Raw genomic sequence first — 16,501 nt, 5'->3', positions numbered from 1 at the left:
CTCCGGCATTTGTCTCGATCCACGTCATGACCCTGTCATGCGGCATTGCCACACTTCCTCTTGTCCCCCAGGCACCTCCCCGCCGACGGGGACAGGAGACTGCCGTGACTCTCCTTTCTCCCCACAAGACGGCCATACGGCGCGGATCTCCCCCCGCGCCGTTGTTTTTTGGGGCTAGATCAACCCCAGCATGGCCATCGAGACCGGTTCGCCGCTGCCGATCACCAGATGATCGAGCACGCGGACGCCGATCAAGTGCAGCGCATCCTTCAAATCCCGCGTGATGGCGCGGTCCGAGGCGCTGGGTTCGGCCACGCCCGACGGATGGTTGTGGGCAAAAATGACCGCCGCCGCGTTGTGGCGCAGGCAGGCGCGCACGACTTCGCGCGGATGGACGCTGGCGCCATCGAGTGTGCCGCGGAAAAGTTCTTCAAACGCCAACACGCGGTGGCGATTGTCCAGGAACAGGCAGCCAAATACTTCGTACGGCAGATGCTTCAGCTGCGCCCGCAGGTAGCTGCCGCTGTCGCGCGGGTTGCCCAGGGCGGGGCGTTCGACGAGTTGTTCCGCCAAGGCGCGGCGCGCCAGTTCGAGTGCCGCCATGAGGCGCGCCCGTTTCGCCGGGCCGATGCCACGCAGGCGAACGGTGCCGGCCGGGTCGGCGAGCAGCACGCCAAGGCCACCGGCGGTACCCAGCAGTTCGCGACCGAGGGCGATGGCATCCTTGCCGGGAACGCCGCTGCCCAGCAGCACCGCGATCAGTTCCGCGTCGGACAGCGCCGCGCAGCCGCGGCTCAGGAGTTTTTCGCGAGGACGCTCGCCCTCGGGCCATTCACGGATGCTCATCCCGACGAGCCTGCCGTCCGATGCGAGACATGCCCATCGGCGCACATCGGTGCCCTTGTGCGTGTTCGTGCCGAGGGCAGGTCAGATCGTGGCGGGCAGCCGTGCCGCGAACTCGGCGCTCAGCCAGTCGATGAAGACGCGCACGCGCGGCGACAGCTGCCGGTTCTGCGGATACAGCACATAGACGGGCGAGGGCGTGGGTGGAAAGCGCGCCAGCACCTCCACGAGCGTGCCGCGGACCAGGTCGTCCTGCACGCGATAGTTCGGCACCTGGATGAGGCCAAGGCCCAGCCGTGCCGTGGCGACATACATCTCCGCACCAGCCACGGTCACGGGATGGGGCAGCAGGTGTTCGCGCACGCCGCCAGCCATCTGGAATTCCAGTGGCAGCACGCTGCCGGCGGCTGAGGACACGAAGGCCACCATCTGATGGCCGCCGAGATCGTTCGGCGTTGTCGGCGTGCCATGGCGCGCCAGATAGGCGGGACTGGCGTAGGTGCCTTCGGCCAGGGTGGCGATCTGGCGCCCGATCATGCTGCTGTCAGTGGGTTTGCCAACGCGCAGCACGCAATCGACCCCCTCGCGCACGAGGTCCACATAACGGTCGCCTTCGCCAATGCGCAGTTGGATCTCCGGATAGCGCGCCAGGAAATCGGGCAAGCCCGGCAGCATGAAGTGCCGCGCCAGCACGCTGTGCACGTCCACCCGCAACGGGCCGCTGGGCCGCGCGCCGATGAAGGCCGCCTCGGCCTCCTCGATCTCGGCAAGGATGCCCAGGCAACGCTGGTAATAGGCCTCGCCATCGAGCGTGGGACGTACCTGCCGGGTGGTGCGTTCCAGCAAGCGCACGCCCAGCCGGGCTTCCAGTCGCTTCACCACTTCGGTGACGGTGGAGCGCGGCAATTCCAGGTCCTGCGCGGCCAGCGTGAAGCTGCGGCGCTCCACGATGCGGGCGAACAGGCGCATGGCGTCGACCTTGTCCATTGTTCGGAATGTCCGAATGATGATGACGGATTCAAGCAGATTATCCGCCACCAAGAAAAGACCATCCTCTGCTCACGCCGACAACGGTCGGCCCCTTCAGAGGATCTTCCCCATGTCTGCCAACACAGCATCCAAGGTCGCCATCGTTACTGGCGCCTCCCGTGGCATTGGCGCCGCCGTGGCCGAACGCCTGGCCCGCGACGGCTTCACCGTGGTCATCAACTACGCCGGCGATGCGGCCTCGGCCGAAGCGCTGGCGCGCAAGATCGAAGGTGCGGGTGGTCGCGCGCTGACCGCGCAGGCCGACGTGGCCGACCCGGCGGCCGTGCGCCGCATGTTCGATGCGGCCGAAACCGCCTTCGGTGGCGTGGACGTGCTGGTGAACAACGCCGGCATCATGCAGCTGGCGCCGATCAGCGACAGCGACGACGCACTGTTCGACCGCACCATCGCCATCAACCTCAAGGGCACCTTCAACACGCTGCGCGAGGCCGGTAAGCGCCTGCGCCAGGGTGGCCGCATCGTGAATTTCTCCACCAGCGTGGTGGGCCTGAACTTCCCGACCTACGGCGTGTACGTGGCCACCAAGGCCGCCGTGGAATCGATGACGCACGTGTTGTCGAAGGAACTGCGTGGCCGCGCCATCACGGTGAACGCCGTGGCGCCAGGCCCCACCGGCACCGACCTCTTCCTCAAGGGCAAGACGCAGGAGCAGGTCGACCAGCTCGCGAAGATGGCCCCGCTCGAACGCCTGGGCACGCCCGATGACATCGCCGGCGTCGTGTCCTTCCTCGCCGGCCCCGACGGTGGCTGGGTCAACGGCCAGGTGCTGCGCGCCAACGGCGGCATTGTCTGAACGTCCTTCCCCGCATCGAACCCTTTCAGGAGAACGCATCATGAAGTACGTCATCGTCATCACGGGCGCATCGAGCGGCTTTGGCCTGATGAGCGCACGCGCGCTGGCCCATGCCGGCCACACGGTTTATGCCGGCATGCGCGAAACGACCGGCCGCAATGCAGCGCGCGTCACCGACATGCAGCAATACGCCAAGGAATACGGCGTCGACCTGCGCGCCATCGAGATGGATGTGGCCTCGCAGCCGTCGGTGGACGCGGCCATCGCGCAGATCATCGGCGAGCACCAGCGGCTCGACGTGGTTGTCCACAATGCGGGTCACATGTCCTACGGCCCCGCCGAAGCCTTTACGCCGGAACAGTTCGCCCAGCTCTACGACACCAATGTGCTGAGCACGCAGCGCGTCAACCGCGCCGCGCTGCCGCAGTTGCGCAAGCAGGGGCGTGGACTGGTGGTGTGGGTGTCGTCCAGCAGCGTGCGCGGTGGCACGCCGCCGTACCTGGCGCCGTACTTCGCCGCCAAGGCAGGCATGGATTCGCTGGCGGTGAGCTATGCAGGCGAGTTGGCGCGTTGGGGCATCGAGACGTCCATCGTGGTGCCTGGCGCCTTCACCAAGGGCACCAATCATTTTGCCCATGCCGGTGCGCCGGCCGATGAAGCGGTCGCCAGGATCTACGCCGACGGCCCCACCGGCGATTTCGGCGAGGTCGCCTTCAAGGGCCTGGCCTCGCTGGAGCCCGCGGATGTCGATCCGGAAGCCGTAGCGCAGGCCATCGTCGAGGTGGTGGGCAAGCCGTTCGGCAAGCGTCCGTTCCGCGTGCATATCGATCCGTCGGAAGACGGCGCCGAGATCGTCAACGGCGTGGCCGATCGCGTTCGGGCGGAGCTGCTGCGCCGCATCGGCCTGGAGGACATCCTCCATCCCCGCGTCACGGCTTGAGGATCATGCGGGCGGCCCCGAGCCGCCCGCTTCGTTTTACCGAGCGGGATGAATGATTCCGGTAAGCTACGACACCAACCGGTCGTCAGGCATCAACACCATGAGTCTTGCCCAACGCCGCATCCTGCTGGGCGTATCCGGCGGTATCGCGGCCTACAAATCGTGCGAACTGGTTCGTCGCCTGGGCGACCTCGATGCCGAGGTCCGCGTGGTGATGACCGAGAACGCCGCTCACTTCGTAAGCGCGACGACGTTCCAGGCGCTCTCCGGCCAGCCGGTGCGCACCAGCCTGTGGGATGCCGAAGCCGAAGCGGCCATGGGTCATATCGAACTGGCGCGTTGGGCCGAACGCATCATCATCGCGCCCGCCAGCGCCGACCTGATCGCCCGCCTGGCGCATGGCATGGCGAACGACTTGCTCACCACCGTCTGCCTCGCCAGTGCCGCGCCGCTTTATGTGGCCCCTGCGATGAACCAGCAGATGTGGGCGCATCCGGCCGTGCAGGCCAACGTGGAGATCTTGCGCCAGCGCGGCGTGCATATCCTCGGTCCTGCCTCGGGTGATCAGGCCTGCGGTGACATCGGTTCGGGCCGCATGCTTGAACCCCTGGAGCTGCGTGAGGCTCTGATCGCCTCGTTCGGTGCGCAGGTGCTGCGCGGCCTCAAGGTCGTGGTGAGCGCGGGGCCGACGTATGAGGACATCGACCCCGTGCGTTTCATCGGCAACCGCAGTTCGGGTCGCATGGGTTTCGCCGTGGCGGAAGCCGCCGCGCAGGCCGGTGCCAACGTGACGCTCGTGGCCGGCCCCGTGAGCATGGCGACGCCGCCGGGCATTGTCCGCCGCATCGATGTGCGCAGCGCCGAGCAGATGCGCGATGCCGTGGTGGATGCGTCCGCTGGTGCGGACATCTATATCGCCGCCGCCGCGGTGGGTGACTATCGCCCGGCCGAAGTGGCCAGCCAGAAGCTCAAGAAGCACGACGGCGCGCCACTGGAGCTGCGCCTTGCGGAGAATCCCGACATCCTCGCCACGCTGGCTGCGCAAACCGTGCGCCCCTTCTTGGTCGGATTCGCCGCGGAAACGCATGATGTGGAGCGATACGCGCAAGACAAACTCAAGCGCAAAGGATTGGACATGATTGCCGCCAACCAGGTGGGCGGTGGCCTCGGCTTCGAGGCCGCCGACAACGCTCTTACGCTTTACGGTCCGGATGGGGCCATCGCACTGCCGCGTGCTTCGAAGACGGAGCTGGCACGTCAGCTGGTGGCCAAGGTGGCCGAGCGTTACCGGGCGGTGCGCCCGTGACGGCTGGCGTCGGGATCGATGTCGAGCTGAAGATCCTCGATGCGCGCCTGGGTGATTCCATTCCCTTGCCGCAAGCGGCCACCGTCGGCAGCGCCGGCATGGACCTGCGCGCCGCCATCGAAGCGCCGCTGACCCTGCAGCCGGGCGAAAGCGCGTTGGTGCCCAGCGGCATGGCCATCCATATCGGTGATCCGGGTTGGTGCGCGCTGATCGTGCCGCGCTCGGGTCTTGGTCACAAGCATGGGCTGGTGATGGGCAACCTGGTGGGCGTGATCGATGCGGACTACCAGGGCCCGCTGATGATTTCGTGCTGGAATCGCGGCACGCAGCCGTACACCATCGCGGTGGGCGATCGCATCGCCCAATTGCTGCTGGTGCCGGTGGCACAGGCACGGCTGAAGATGGTGCAGGAGTTCGCGCCATCGCAGAGGGGCGAAGGCGGATTCGGTTCGACCGGTGTCAATTGAGTGATGCGGGCGCTCGCGCCCGCGTTTGAAGCGACCAGATAGCCTGTGCGGGGACAGGACATGGCCAAGATCTTCAACGCCGGCGGCCGAAGCCTTGCCGGATCCATCGACGGGCGCCGCCTGCTGCCGCTGGCGGCGGGTACCTTGCTGGTGCTCGCGGGCCTGTTCTGTCTCTGGCAGACCTGGCAGATCTTCGACGAAGGCAGCGTCGTCGAGCACGTGCATAGCGCCCAGAAGCAGGCGGTCGATGTCATTGCCGCGGAGATCGCCAGCGAGCGCGGTCATGTGGAAGCGGCCGTTCACTCCATGGACCCTGCCCACATCGTCGCCGATCCCGCGCAGGCCGCCACCGAACTTCGCCAGCTCATTCCGCACGCGCTGGCGGTGGAGGTGTACAGCGGCAGTCTCGATGAAGTGCTGCACGCCAACTACCGTGTGTTCGGTTACGGCAAGGCGGCCCAGCTGATGGCGGCGCAGACCGCCGACGGCAAACCGCTGACGCAAAGCGTGCCCGATGCCAAGGGCACGCGCGTGTTGTCCATCGTGATTCCGGTGGGACTGGCAGGGCACCCGCAGGCCTGGGTGTGGACGGCGTTGCCGTTTGCGCCGGTGCAGGAACGTTTCGAGTCCATTGCAACGGGTGGCGGACGACTGGAACTTCGCCAGGGCGACGATCGCGGTGATCTGCGTTTGCTCGCTTCCGGAAGTAATTCGGCCGAACGCGAAGCCAACGGCGTACCCGTCGATGGCAGCACGTTCAGCATACTCGCGGCCTTGCCGACCGCCTTCATCGTGCTGCCGCGCGTATGGCCGCTGACCGCCTTCCTGAGTTTGCTGTGTCTTGCCGGTGGCCTCTATTTGATCTGGATGCGCAATCGCCCGCGAGGCCTTCGCGCCCGCGAGGACCTGGCGGAGCCGGTGCTGGCCGACCTGCTCGATACCCCGCCGGAACCCGAAACCCCCGTCGCGCCCGCCCGCATCGCGCCGCCCAAGCCGGCCAAGCCCGCACCCGCCACGATCGATCCCGCCATCTTCCGCGCGTACGACGTGCGCGGCGTCGTTGGCAAGTCGCTCACCAAGGAGGTGGCGCATCTGCTGGGCCAGGCCATCGGCACGGTGATGCACGAGAAAGGGTTGCGGGAGATCGTGGTGGGGCGCGATGGTCGCCTTTCCGGTCCTGAGTTGGCGGGTGCGTTGTCCGATGGTCTGCGCGAGGCCGGTATCGACGTGATCGATCTCGGCGCCGTGCCCACGCCGGTGGTCTATTACGCCGCCTACCGCTTCAATACCGGCTGCGGCGTGGCAGTGACTGGCAGCCATAATCCGCCCGACTACAACGGCTTCAAGATCGTAGTAGGCGGCGAGACCTTGTCCGAAGGCGCCATCCAGGACCTTTACCAGCGCATCGTCAGTGAACGTCTCGAACGCGGCGGCAAGGGTAACCTTCGCCACGTCGACGTCGTGCCTGACTACATCGACCGCATCACCTCCGATGTGCAGGCCGAGCGTCGCCTCAAGGTCGTCATCGACAGCGGCAACGGCATCGCCGGCGCGGTGGCGCCGCAGGTGCTGGAAGGCATCGGGTGCGATGTCATTCCGCTCTACTGCGATGTCGACGGTACGTTCCCGAACCATCACCCCGATCCGTCCGATCCGCACAACCTGGAAGACCTGATCTTCGCGGTGAAGCAGACCGGGGCCGATCTTGGTCTGGCCTTCGATGGCGATGGTGATCGCTTGGGCGTGGTGACGAAGGATGGCGAGATCATCTTTCCCGATCGCCAGCTGATGCTGTTCGCGCGCGACGTGCTGTCGCGCCAGCCCGGCGCTACGGTGATCTATGACGTGAAGTGCACGGGACACCTCAAGGGCGTGATCCTCGATGCCGGCGGCAGCCCGATGATGTGGCGTACGGGCCACTCGTTGATCAAGGCCAAGATGCGCGAGACCGGGGCGGAACTGGCCGGCGAGATGAGCGGCCACTTCTTCTTCAAGGAACGCTGGTACGGCTTCGACGACGGCATCTACGCCGGCGCGCGCCTGATGGAAATCCTCGCCGGCGACCTGGAAGAACGCACGCCCGAGGAAATCTTCGCCACCTGTCCCAAGGGCGTTTCCACACCCGAACTCAAGGTGGAGATGGCCGAAGGTGAGCACTACCGCTTCATCGAGGCCTTCCGCCAGAAGGCGACCTTCGGTGATGCCACGCTAACCACCATCGACGGCGTGCGCGCGGACTGGCCCGATGGTTGGGGCCTGGTGCGTCCTTCCAACACTACACCCATTCTTGTGCTGCGATTCGATGCGGACAACGACGCGGCGCTCGCACGCATCAAGAGAGTCTTCCGCGAGCAGTTGCTGGCGGTCGACCGCTCGCTCAAGCTGCCGTTCTGAAAAAAGCCCCGGACATGCCGGGGCTTTTTCCTTGAACTGAAAATCGGATTACTGGCCTTGCTGTTCCTTGGCCTGGGCGGCTTTCAGATCGCGGTAGTGCATAAGATCCTGCGTGTTCTTCTGCACCTGGGCGTCGCGTGCATTCTGCTGGCGCTCCAGTGCATCGCGCTGATGAGCCACTACATCGCGCTGCTTGGCGATGCTGTCGTTGAGGGACTTGGGCACCGGTTGCTTGGCTCGCTCCAGGTCGCCTGCGCGGGTCAGAAGATCCGTCAGCGCCTTTTCCTGGCTACGCAGGTTGGAGCGGGTCGTGCCGATCTGCTGGTCGAGGCTGTCGAGGTTTTCCTGCTGAGACGTTTTGAACGACGTTTCCGTCGGGTAGGCCGCGAGCATCTGTGCGTCGTTGCGCTTGCGCTGTTCGGCGGCACGGTCCACGACGGCCTGTTGTTCGGCGGCCTTCTGCGCAGCCACACGCTCTTCCGGCGTGAGCTGGCGGTCGACGTGCTGGACGACGATGCCGCGATCGTTGACCAAGTCGTAACCGTACTTCAGTGCGTCCGAGGTAAGGCTGTCGCTGTAGTGTGGCAAGCCGGTCGCATCCTTCCACCGATATCGATAGGACCCCGCCTTCTGGGCGTGCACGACGGTGGCCAGCGCGAGCAACGCGATGACAAAAGCAGTTTTACGCATGAATTCCCCCTTGTGGGCGGAAGTATAGCGGCCGAAACCGTGACACCTTGAGGTTGGCATGGCGTCACTCGTGACGATGTGACCGACGTCGCCAACGATCGGCCCGTCAGCCGTTCACGCCGTACTGTTGCCGGTACGACACCAGACGCGCGTGTTCGGACGCGAGCTCCGGGCGCTCCCCGGCATAGGCAAGCACATCGCCCAGGCTGGTGATGGCGATTACCGGAATACCAAACTGGGCGGTGACTTCTTGCGCGGCGGACATCTCGCCCTGGCCGCGCTCCTGGCGATCGAGCGCGATCAGCACGCCGGCCGGCGTGGCGCCCTGCGCACGGATCAGCGCCAGCGATTCGCGCACGGCGGTGCCTGCGGTCATCACGTCGTCCACGATCAGCACGCGGCCTTTGAGCGGTGCGCCGACCAGCACGCCGCCTTCGCCGTGATCCTTCGCTTCCTTGCGGTTGTATGCCCAGGGCAGGTCGCGCTCGTGCTGGTCCGCCAGGGCGATGGCCGTGGCGGCGGCGAGGGCGATGCCCTTGTAGGCCGGGCCGAACAGCATGTCGACCTCGATGCCCGAATTGACCACGGCCGCTGCGTAGGCGCGGCCCAACTGGGCCAGCGCCGCGCCGGAATCGATGCGGCCCATGTTGAAGAAATAGGGACTCTGGCGGCCGGACTTCAGCGTGAAGTCGCCAAAACGCAGCACGTCGCGCTGCAGGGTGAGTTCGATGAAATCGCGCTGGTAGTCGTGCACGGCAGCTTTCTCTGGTTCGGGTTCAAAGGGGCAGGGCGCCCAGCATCACGTGCTGCGGCCCGGAACGCCCGCCATGGTACAGCTCGCCGGTCTCGCGGAAGCCGGCGCGTCGATACAGTGCGAGGGCCGGCGTGTTGCGGACGTTCACGGTCAGCACCACGTCGCGCGCCGCTGGGTGACGTTGCGCGAGATCACGCATCACCGCAGCCAGCGCGCGCGTGCCCAGGCCTTGGCCTTGCCAGCGTGCGTCGATGAAGAACGAGCGCAGGCCCAGCGTGGGTCGTTCGAAATCCCGGTCCGCGATGCTGCGCGCCTGTTTCTCGATGCGATAGAAACCGATCGGCTCGTCGTCGCACAGGATGGCCATGGCCTCGCTGCCCTCGCACTGCGCGGCATCGGCGAGCGAGACGGCGATGGGCCCCACGAAATCGCGTTGCAGCTCATGCACCTGCAGCTGCAACAACGTGGGGTAGCGGGCAGCGTCGGCGGGCACGACGCGGATATCGGGGCGATCAGGCATGGTTGCTATGATGGCCCATCCTTTGGATCCCGAGCACCTGACATGCGCATCATCAGCCTCAACGCCAACGGCATCCGTTCCGCCGGCACCAAGGGCGTCTTCGAATGGCTTCGGCAGCAGAAGGCCGATGTGGTCTGCCTGCAGGAAACCAAGGCGCAGGAAGACCAGCTCTCCGACGCCATGTTCCGTCCCGACGGGCACCACTGCTTCTATCGTGACGCCAGCAGCAAGAAGGGCTACAGCGGCGTGGCGATCTACGCCAAGCGCGAACCCGACGAAGTGCGCACGGCGCTGGGCTGGGCACCGTTCGACAACGAAGGCCGCTACATCGAGGCGCGCTTCGGCAAGCTCAGCGTGGTGTCGCTGTACGTGCCGTCCGGCTCGTCGGGCGACGAGCGCCAGCAGTTCAAGTTCAAGGTGATGGACTGGATCGCGCCCATCTTCGACGAGTGGATGAAGAGCGGCCGCGACTATGTGCTGTGCGGCGACTGGAACATCGTGCGCAGCGAGCTGGACATCAAGAACTGGAAATCCAACCAGAAGAACTCAGGCTGCCTGCCCGAAGAACGCGCGTGGCTCAACGACCTGGTCGACAAGCACGGTTGGGTGGACAGCTACCGTACGCTGCATCCCAAGGGCGAGGACTACACCTGGTGGTCCAACCGCGGCAACGCGCGCGCTAACGACGTGGGTTGGCGCATCGACTACCAGATCGTCACGCCAGGTCTGCGCGATCGCCTGAAGCGTTGTTCCATCTACCGCGACGAACGCTTCTCGGACCACGCGCCGTATACGGTCGACTATGCCGACTGAGGCGGCACCGGCCAGGAAATCGAAGGTGTCGGTGTGGCATGCGTTCACGCAGCCGGCTGCGTGGACGATGTTCCTGCTGGGCTTTTCGTCGGGCCTGCCGTTTCTGCTGGTGTCCTACACCGTCGCCATCTGGTTGCGAAAGCACGGCATCGTGTTGAAGGAAATCACCATGATCGCGAGCGCGGGGATGTTCTACGCGCTCAAGTTCCTCTGGGCGCCCTTGTTGGATCACGTGCGTCTGCCTGGCGCGCTGGGGCGCCTGGGCCAGCGGCGCAGCTGGCTCTTGCTGGCGCAACTGGCCGTGATGGGCGGCTTGCTTGCCATGGCGAAGTTGACGCCGGCGCAATTGCCCTTGTTCGTGGCGGCGACCCTGGTCGTGGCGTTCTTCGGTGCCACGCAGGACATCGCGGTCGACGCTTATCGCATCGAGATCGCGCCCACGGCCACGCAAGGCGCGCTGGTGGCGACCTACTCGCTGGGCTACCGCATCGCACTCATCGTCACGGGTGCCGGTGCGCTCATTCTTGCCGACCATCTCGATTGGCCGGTGATCTACTTCGTTTTCGCGTTGGCGATGCTGGTGCCGATACTGGCCACGCTGTTCGCACGCGAACCGGAGGTAGTGCGAACAACGCCGCATAGCTGGCGCGCTGCCATGCAGTTGAGCGTGATCGACCCGTTCGCGGATTTCTTCCGGCGCTATGGATGGGCGTTGGCGAGCATCACCTTGCTCTTCATCCTGCTGTTCAAGATCCCCGAACAGGCGACCGTAGGCGGCGTGATGGGCCCGTTCTACCTGGACATGGGGTTCACCCAGACGCAGATCGGCACGATCACCAAGCTGTGGGGCGTATGGATCGGCATCGTGGGCGTGTTCGTCGGCGGCGCGGCGGTGGCGCGCTGGGGCGCCTGGCGCAGCCTAGGGGTGTCGATGGTGCTGGCCGGTGCCAGCAACCTGGGTTACCTGTGGCTGATCGCACACCCTGGGAATCTTGTCGTGCTGACCGTGGTGATTTCCGTCGAGAATTTCACCCTCGGCGTGCTCGGTCCTCCCATCGTGGCGTTTCTTTCCTCACTGGTCAGCCGCGACCATACGGCCACCCAGTACGCCTTGCTCAGCTCCATGGTCAACCTGCCCGGCAAGGTGCTGGGCTTCTTCGCCGGCGGCATCGCCATGGCCACGGGCTATGGCAGTTATTTCATGCTGACCGTGGTGTCCATCGTTCCTGCCACGCTGCTCTTTGCGTATCTGTGGCCACGTTTCAGCAAGGACCGGCCCGGGGACGTCGCCGCCGCGAAAGAACCTTCGGCGTGAATCAGCCAAGCGGTCGATAGTCTCGCCCTTGACCCTGTGACAAGATCAAGTCACAGGGGGCTTATGACTGTCGGAGGAAGCGTCCGTGCCGGACCTCGTCATACGCCATATCGACAACCTCATGGCCGAGCGCATCAAGACGCTCGCCAAGGAAAGGCAGTGGTCGATCAATGACGTGGTGCTGCACGCACTGCGCCATGGCCTCGGCATGGCCTCGTCGAACGTGTTTGCGGAAACCATGCTCGATCCGGGCGACCTGACCACGCTCGGCGGTCAGTGGGACGCCAAGGAAAAGGCCGCGTTCCAGGAAGCGCTGCAGGCGCTTTCGCGCGCACCCACGGCCGCGCTGGCCCAGAGCAACAGCGTATTGGGCGACGACAGCTTCTGATCAGCGCGGTGCGGGATACACCGCACCCAGCACGCGCGGCCCCCGGGCTCCCGTGACAGCGGGAAGATTGCCGGGCAACCCCAGCAGACGTTGCCGCGCCAGCCACGCGAACGCCGTGGCTTCCAGGTAGTCGGGATCGACGCCGTGAGCGGCCGTGCTCGCCAGCTCGCGCGTTCCCAACAGTTCGCCCAGTCGTCGCATCAGCACGGCGTTATGCACGCCGCCGCCGCAAGCCAGTACGTCGAAGGCTTCGGGCGCGTGGCGTTCGATGGCATCGGCGATGCTGCGCGCCGAAAGCTCCAGCAGCGTGGCTTGCACGTCGGCAGGCGAGAGCGTTGCTACGCCTGCGTGGCTTTCCAGCCAGGCGAGATGGAAATGCTCGCGCCCCGTGCTCTTGGGCGCAGGCAACGCAAAGTAGGGATCGGCCAGCAAGGCGGCGAGCAGCACGTCGTCCACACGGCCGGAAGCCGCGAAGGCACCGTTCGCGTCGTAGGCCGCGCCGCGGTGGCGCAAATGCCACGCATCCATCAGCCCGTTGGCAGGACCGGTGTCGAAGCCAAACACCTTCCCGGCCGGATCGAGCACCGTGATGTTGGCGATGCCGCCGAGGTTGAGCACCACGCGTACGCCATCAGCGCGACCCAGCAGCATTGCGTGCACGGCAGGCAGCAGCGGTGCGCCCTGGCCACCCGCGGCCACATCGGCCCGGCGGAAATCGGCCACCACATCGATGCCACAGTGTTCGGCAATTACCGAAGGGTCGCCTACCTGCAACGTGAAGGGAAACGCGCCCGCGGGCCGGTGTCGCAAGGTCTGTCCGTGCGAGCCGATCGCTCGAACTGCCGGCGCATGCGCTGCATTACGGCCAAGCAATTGCTGCGCAGCCTGCGCGAAGCATTGGCCGATGGCCACGTCGAGGCGTCCATAGGCATCCAGATCGAGCCGCGTCTCGTCCTGCGCCACCGCCAGGATGCGCGTGCGCAGATCCTCAGGCCATGGATGCGTGAGCGCGTCGATCACTTGTGGCGTGTCGTGCTCGAACCGCACCAGCGCGGCATCGATGCCATCGGCGCTGGTGCCCGAGATCAGGCCAAGGTAAAGCGCCGTAGCGTTGTCCACGGGGACTCAGTCGTCGTTGCGTTTGGTGCCGCTGGCCTTGGCCAGCTTGATGTTGGCGTCCAGCGTCTTCAGGCGGGCCAGCTGCGGCTGCACCACCTGCGACTTGAACTTGGCCAGCTGTACGCCCGGCAGCGGTTCGGGCTTGGGCAGCGTCACCGTCTGCGGATCGCGCTGCACGTTGTTGACGCGGAATTCGTAATGAAGATGCGGGCCGGTAGCAAGGCCGGTCATGCCCACGTAACCGATCACTTCGCCCTGGCCCACATGCTGGCCAACTTTCTCGTTGGCGAACTTCGACATGTGGCCGTAGGCCGTGCTGATCGAACCGTTGTGCTGCACGACCACGAAATTGCCATAGCCGTTCATCCAGCCCTTGAACTTGATCACGCCGTCGCCCGCTGCGTGGATCGGCGTGCCGGTGGGCGCGGCGTAGTCCACGCCCTTATGGGCGCGCATCAGGCCCAGGATCGGATGCATGCGTGCCGCGCTGAACTGCGAGGAGATGCGCGTGAAATCCACCGGGATACGCAGGAACGACTTCTGGATCGGGCGGCCGTCCTCGCTGAACCAGCCGTAGCTGCCGTCGTCCTTCTTGAAGCGGTAGGCGGTATAGCGCTCGCCCTGGTTCACGAACTCGGCCGCCACGATGTCGCCTTCATGCAGATAGGCGCCGTCGCGGTACACGTCGTCGTAGATCACCGTAAAGCTGTCGCCTTCGCGCAGGTCCTGCACAAAGTCGATGTCGTATTTGAAGAGCTCGGCAAGCTTGAGCACCATCGCGTTGCTCATGCCGGCCTTGGACCCGGCGGCGAACAGCGAGCTGTCGATGGTACCGTGGGCCACGTGCTCGCGATGGTCCACTTCGCGCGCCTGTGCCGTGACCGTGGCCTTGTCGCCTTCGAAGCGCATGGTGGTGCGGTTGGATTCGTCCTTGTCGAAGCGGATGCCCTTGAGGCTGCCATCGTTGTCGAGCAGGAAATCGAATTCCTGCCCGGGGCTGATGTGATGCAATGCCTTGGCGTCGCCCGACTGGTCGACCACATGCTGCACGTCGGTGAGGCTCAGGCCCTGGCTCTGGAACAGATCCGACAACGTCTGGCCCGGCTGCACCTGCACAATGTGCCAGTCTTCCACCGTGGGCGCCTGGGCTGCCACGGGCGCGGCCTTGGGCAATTCCAGCGGCAGCACGGCATGCGCCGTCGAAATGGTGTCCGGGCGCATGGCGCTGGCCCAGGCGGGAATCAGGAAGCCGGAAACGGCAGTAATAAGGAGGGCGGTGCCGGCGAGAATCCAGCGTTCGCGATGCCAACGGATGGGTTCGGCCTCACCATGGCAACCAAAGGACCAGTGGGCGCAGCGTTCATAAAAATGAGAGTGACGCTTCTGCGCCTTTCGACGCATAGCCTGTTTGCGCGCAGCGCGCGCGGTCTCGTTTCTCTCACCCATGCCCGGTGTTCCCCAGGTACTACATTTCTAATTGCCGCGTACCATAGCGGCCCTGTGTAAAGGGCGTCAACGCCTTTTCCATCAATGAGTTGCGATAACTTTCCGGTTAACGCACACTTAACGTCAATGCCCGGGAAGCTATGCTTTCCGATGCTCCCCGAACAACGAAAATTTGAGGAATACATGAACGAGCTTGAGCAGGCGCTGGCCACCATCGCGCGCGGCGCCGACGAGATCATCAAGCAGGAAGAGCTGGCCGCACGCCTGAAGCTCGGTCGTCCGCTTCGCATCAAGGCCGGTTTCGACCCCACCGCGCCGGACCTGCACCTGGGCCACACCGTGCTGCTCAACAAGATGCGCCAGTTCCAGGACCTGGGGCACCAGGTCATTTTCCTCATCGGTGACTTCACCGGCATGATCGGCGACCCGACCGGCAAGAACGTCACCCGCAAACCCTTGTCACGCGAAGACGTGCTCGCCAACGCGGAGACCTATGCCGAGCAGGTCTACAAGGTGCTGGACAAGGAGCGCACCGAACTGCGCTTCAATTCCGAATGGTTCGGCCAGATGACCGCTGCCGACATGATCAAGCTCGCCGCACAGCACACGGTGGCGCGCATGCTCGAGCGAGATGATTTCTCCAAGCGCTTCGCCGGCCAGCAGCCCATTGCCATCCACGAATTCCTGTATCCGCTGGTGCAGGGTTATGACTCTGTCGCACTCAAATGCGACGTCGAACTCGGCGGCACCGACCAGAAGTTCAACCTGCTGATGGGTCGCGCGCTGCAGGAACACCACGGCCAGCCGCCGCAGATCGTGCTCACCATGCCGCTGCTCGAGGGCCTCGACGGCGTCAACAAGATGTCCAAGTCGCTGGGCAACTACATCGGCATCAATGAACCGGCCATCGACATCGTCACCAAGACGCTGAAGATCGGCGACGACCTGATGTGGCGCTGGTTCGAACTGTTGAGTTTCGAGACGTCGATGGCGGACATCGCGCGCATGAAGGAAGAGGTCGTCAGCGGCGTGCTCAATCCGCGCGACGCAAAGATCAAATTGGCACGTGAACTGGCCACGCGTTTCCATGACGCGGCGGCAGCAGAACAAGCGATCGCCGGCTGGCACGCAGTGGTGCGTGGCGAAGGCGACACCAGCTTGTTGCCGCTCACCGAAATTACGGTGCCTGCAGAAGGCCTGCGTTTGCCCGCACTACTTACTGCGGCGGGACTTACGCCGAGCAACGCTGAAGCGAATCGCAAACTCAAGGAACGCGCCGTTCGCATCGATGCGGAAGTCGTCGAAGACGCACAGCGCGTGTTTTCCCCGGGTTTTGAGGGGGTTTTGCAGATCGGCAAACGCAACTTCGCGCGCGTCCTGTTGACGCAAGCATGAGTTGATCGCGATGACGCAACGTCATCGCGATGCGTCGATCAACGATGTTTCGCGTGAGAACAACGTCTTAGGCGAAACATCAAAAATAATTTCAAAAATTGCTTGTCAAAGATGGGGTGCCTGCCTATTATTCGCCTCCCGCCGCTGGCAGCTTCTTCCCACGGCAACAACGACAGCAAAAATTCTTCGCTGAAGGTGTTGACGGACCGGAAAGATGATGTAAGATGAGCGGCTCACTCGGAACGAAATGTTCCAACGCAGAAACGGC

17 protein-coding genes are annotated in these 16,501 nt (G+C 64.8%); 10 read left to right on the top strand and 7 right to left on the bottom strand.

What is annotated here, in order from left to right; genetic code table 11:
- Window positions 1-174: 174 nt before the first annotated feature.
- Together radC and ABIC75_RS21665 are read right to left on the bottom strand one after the other, a co-directional pair.
- Window positions 175-846: a RadC family protein gene (radC, locus tag ABIC75_RS21670; RefSeq protein ID WP_354015977.1), complete on the bottom strand. Its 672-nt coding sequence runs from the start codon at window positions 844-846 to the stop codon at window positions 175-177.
- An 81-nt stretch (window positions 847-927) separates the two neighbouring features.
- A complete protein-coding gene (locus ABIC75_RS21665; protein ID WP_354015976.1) occupies window positions 928-1,830 on the bottom strand; it encodes a LysR family transcriptional regulator in 903 nt (300 codons plus the stop codon).
- Window positions 1,831-1,942: 112 nt separating this feature from the next.
- Between ABIC75_RS21665 and ABIC75_RS21660 the strand changes: the two genes are divergently transcribed.
- From ABIC75_RS21660 to ABIC75_RS21640, 5 genes are all read left to right on the top strand, one after another.
- Window positions 1,943-2,686, top strand: a complete 744-nt coding sequence (locus tag ABIC75_RS21660; protein ID WP_354015975.1) for an SDR family oxidoreductase — start codon at window positions 1,943-1,945, stop codon at window positions 2,684-2,686.
- 40 nt (window positions 2,687-2,726) lie between these two features.
- Window positions 2,727-3,626: an SDR family oxidoreductase gene (locus ABIC75_RS21655; RefSeq protein WP_354015974.1), complete on the top strand. Its 900-nt coding sequence runs from the start codon at window positions 2,727-2,729 to the stop codon at window positions 3,624-3,626.
- Between the two features lie 100 nt (window positions 3,627-3,726).
- Window positions 3,727-4,932, top strand: a complete 1,206-nt coding sequence (gene coaBC / locus ABIC75_RS21650; RefSeq protein WP_354016059.1) for a bifunctional phosphopantothenoylcysteine decarboxylase/phosphopantothenate--cysteine ligase CoaBC — start codon at window positions 3,727-3,729, stop codon at window positions 4,930-4,932.
- Window positions 4,929-5,399, top strand: coding sequence for a dUTP diphosphatase (dut, locus tag ABIC75_RS21645; RefSeq protein ID WP_354015973.1), 471 nt, complete (start codon window positions 4,929-4,931; stop codon window positions 5,397-5,399). The genes coaBC and dut overlap by 4 nt, the downstream gene beginning before the upstream one ends.
- Window positions 5,400-5,459: 60 nt before the next feature.
- Entirely contained in the window at window positions 5,460-7,793 is a 2,334-nt protein-coding gene (locus ABIC75_RS21640) for a phosphomannomutase/phosphoglucomutase (RefSeq protein WP_354015972.1), read from the top strand.
- A gap of 48 nt (window positions 7,794-7,841) precedes the next feature.
- Here ABIC75_RS21640 and ABIC75_RS21635 read toward each other — a convergent pair whose 3' ends face one another.
- The 3 genes from ABIC75_RS21635 to ABIC75_RS21625 form a co-directional block, all read right to left on the bottom strand.
- Window positions 7,842-8,483, bottom strand: a complete 642-nt coding sequence (locus tag ABIC75_RS21635; RefSeq protein WP_354015971.1) for a DUF4124 domain-containing protein — start codon at window positions 8,481-8,483, stop codon at window positions 7,842-7,844.
- A gap of 106 nt (window positions 8,484-8,589) precedes the next feature.
- Window positions 8,590-9,237 (bottom strand): orotate phosphoribosyltransferase, encoded by a 648-nt coding sequence (pyrE, locus tag ABIC75_RS21630; protein WP_354015970.1) that lies wholly within the window; start codon window positions 9,235-9,237, stop codon window positions 8,590-8,592.
- A gap of 22 nt (window positions 9,238-9,259) precedes the next feature.
- Window positions 9,260-9,757 (bottom strand): GNAT family N-acetyltransferase, encoded by a 498-nt coding sequence (locus ABIC75_RS21625; protein WP_354015969.1) that lies wholly within the window; start codon window positions 9,755-9,757, stop codon window positions 9,260-9,262.
- 42 nt (window positions 9,758-9,799) lie between these two features.
- Between ABIC75_RS21625 and ABIC75_RS21620 the strand changes: the two genes are divergently transcribed.
- The 3 genes from ABIC75_RS21620 to ABIC75_RS21610 all read left to right on the top strand — a co-directional run bounded on the left by ABIC75_RS21620 (window position 9,800) and on the right by ABIC75_RS21610 (window position 12,273).
- Entirely contained in the window at window positions 9,800-10,570 is a 771-nt protein-coding gene (locus ABIC75_RS21620) for an exodeoxyribonuclease III (RefSeq protein ID WP_354015968.1), read from the top strand.
- A 25-nt stretch (window positions 10,571-10,595) separates the two neighbouring features.
- A complete protein-coding gene (locus ABIC75_RS21615) occupies window positions 10,596-11,885 on the top strand; it encodes an AmpG family muropeptide MFS transporter (protein WP_436407967.1) in 1,290 nt (429 codons plus the stop codon).
- Window positions 11,886-11,970: 85 nt separating this feature from the next.
- Window positions 11,971-12,273, top strand: a complete 303-nt coding sequence (locus tag ABIC75_RS21610) for a hypothetical protein (protein WP_354015967.1) — start codon at window positions 11,971-11,973, stop codon at window positions 12,271-12,273.
- On the opposite strand, the gene ABIC75_RS21605 is transcribed toward ABIC75_RS21610, so the two are convergent.
- Both ABIC75_RS21605 and ABIC75_RS21600 read right to left on the bottom strand, forming a co-directional pair.
- Window positions 12,274-13,392: an anhydro-N-acetylmuramic acid kinase gene (locus ABIC75_RS21605; protein ID WP_354015966.1), complete on the bottom strand. Its 1,119-nt coding sequence runs from the start codon at window positions 13,390-13,392 to the stop codon at window positions 12,274-12,276.
- A 6-nt stretch (window positions 13,393-13,398) separates the two neighbouring features.
- The gene (locus tag ABIC75_RS21600) at window positions 13,399-14,838 is read right to left on the bottom strand and encodes an OapA family protein (protein WP_354015965.1); all 1,440 of its coding nucleotides are present in this window, start codon (window positions 14,836-14,838) and stop codon (window positions 13,399-13,401) included.
- A 183-nt stretch (window positions 14,839-15,021) separates the two neighbouring features.
- Between ABIC75_RS21600 and tyrS the strand changes: the two genes are divergently transcribed.
- Together tyrS and ABIC75_RS21590 are read left to right on the top strand one after the other, a co-directional pair.
- Window positions 15,022-16,233, top strand: a complete 1,212-nt coding sequence (gene tyrS / locus ABIC75_RS21595) for a tyrosine--tRNA ligase (protein ID WP_354015964.1) — start codon at window positions 15,022-15,024, stop codon at window positions 16,231-16,233.
- A gap of 10 nt (window positions 16,234-16,243) precedes the next feature.
- Window positions 16,244-16,426, top strand: a complete 183-nt coding sequence (locus ABIC75_RS21590; protein ID WP_354015963.1) for a hypothetical protein — start codon at window positions 16,244-16,246, stop codon at window positions 16,424-16,426.
- The last annotated feature ends 75 nt before the right edge of the window (window positions 16,427-16,501 follow it).

This window comes from Dyella japonica, assembly GCF_040545895.1.
GTDB classification, from domain to species: domain Bacteria; phylum Pseudomonadota; class Gammaproteobacteria; order Xanthomonadales; family Rhodanobacteraceae; genus Dyella; species Dyella japonica_D.
This window is presented reverse-complemented; position numbering and strand designations above follow the sequence as displayed.